The following is a 1,537-nucleotide window of genomic DNA, read 5'->3' as shown; positions in this document are numbered from 1 at the left end:
GTAAGCGGTGCGCCGCCCCCACCTTCCTGATGGCTTCTTGATCTGCGAGTCCTTTTCCAAGTGTAGATTTGGGAAGGAGACGGCGTTGGTAGGACATATAGAGCACTATATGGAGAACATTGGCCGGATGGAGGTCATGGTTGGTCCTTCGGGTAAGCGGACTTGGTCGGATGCGTTCAAGGGCCGGGTTGTTGCGGAAACTCTGGTGCGGGGTGTGACGGTCAACGAGGTGGCGCGGCGACACGGTCTACGGGCCAATCATTTGTCGACATGGCGGCGGTTGGCGAAGGACGGCAAGTTGGTTGTCCCTGATTTGGCGGGAGCTGAGTTTGCCCCTGTGGTTTTGGAACCTGAGGTAACACCGTCTGAGGCAGCGCCAGAAAGAGCCATTGAGATCGTGCTTGGGCAGGTCATCATTCGTGTGGATGCAGGAACCCGGCCTGGCCGGATTGCCAAGATTGCCCATGCGCTGTCTGCACGGGGATGATGTTTCCCTCGAACCGCGTGCGGATCGTTATTGCGACCAAACCTGTGGACTTCCGCAAGGGGCATGACGGGCTGGCGGCTCTCGTAAAGAACGAGCTGCGCAAGGAGCCGTTCACCGGGACGGTCTTTGTGTTCCGCGCCAAGCGGGCGGACCGGTTGAAGCTGCTCTTTTGGGACGGTACCGGGCTGGTGATGGCCTACAAGCGGCTGGAGGAAACGACCTTCACCTGGCCCGCCATCAAAGATGGCCTGATGGCCCTGAACCATGCCCAGTTTGAGGCGCTATTCTCCGGGTTGGACTGGCGCAAAGTGAAGGCTCTGGCAGCGCGTCCGCCGACTGCGGCAGAGTGAATCATGCAGGCTTTTGCGTGAGTGCGTAGGCACCAAAAGTGATAGTCTTTGGACATGCTGAAGCCTGCTGATCTTCCCGATGACATAGCAGCCCTGAAGGCGTTACTTGTCGCCTCTGAGGGCCGCAACCTGCGCAAGCAGGACCGTATTGATCAGCTGGAAAAGCTGGTTGCTGACTTCAGGCGCGCCCTGTTCGGGGCACGGTCCGAGAAGACCGACCCTGAGCAGTTCGAGCTGGCGCTGGAAGATATCGAAACGGCGATGGCGGCTGTTCATGCGGAAGATGCAGCCCTTGATCCGCCCGCATCACGCGCAACCAAGCCACGCAACACCAATCGCGGATCATTGCCCAAGCATTTGCCCCGCATCGAAGAGGTGATTGAACCTGAGCAGACTCTTTGCGGCTGCGGCGCTGAGCGCCATGTGATTGGTGAGGATACTTCAGAACGCCTCGACATCATCCCCGCACAGTTCCGTGTCATTGTGACCCGACGCCCAAAGTATGCCTGCAGATCCTGCACAAACGGCGTCGTTCAAGCCCCTGCACCCGCCCGGCTCATTCCCGGCGGTATGCCAACGGAGGCCACGGTGGCGCATGTGCTGGTCAGCAAATACGCGGATCATCTGCCGCTTTACCGGCAAGCGCAGATCTACAGCCGCCAAGGCATCGATCTGGACCGTTCGACCCTTGCGGGATGGG

3 protein-coding genes are annotated in these 1,537 nt (G+C 59.5%); all 3 read left to right on the top strand.

Annotated features, from left to right (window positions below):
• Nucleotides 1–85: 85 nt before the first annotated feature.
• Nucleotides 86–487, top strand: a complete 402-nt coding sequence (gene tnpA / locus P775_RS27765) for an IS66-like element accessory protein TnpA (protein WP_245875847.1) — start codon at nucleotides 86–88, stop codon at nucleotides 485–487.
• Nucleotides 487–837, top strand: a complete 351-nt coding sequence (gene tnpB, locus P775_RS27760; RefSeq protein WP_180287569.1) for an IS66 family insertion sequence element accessory protein TnpB — start codon at nucleotides 487–489, stop codon at nucleotides 835–837. The genes tnpA and tnpB overlap by 1 nt, the downstream gene beginning before the upstream one ends.
• A gap of 54 nt (nucleotides 838–891) precedes the next feature.
• On the top strand, nucleotides 892–1,537 hold a 646-nt coding region (locus P775_RS24240), incomplete at its 3' end, for an IS66 family transposase (protein WP_143520990.1).

Origin of the sequence: Puniceibacterium antarcticum (assembly GCF_002760615.1) — a bacterium.
Classification (GTDB): domain Bacteria; phylum Pseudomonadota; class Alphaproteobacteria; order Rhodobacterales; family Rhodobacteraceae; genus Puniceibacterium; species Puniceibacterium antarcticum.
This window is presented reverse-complemented; position numbering and strand designations above follow the sequence as displayed.

Coding starts and splice junctions, on each gene's coding strand:
- tnpB (WP_180287569.1), top strand. CDS start 487: ATGTTTCCCTCGAACCGCGTGCGGATCGTTATTGCGACCAAACCTGTG.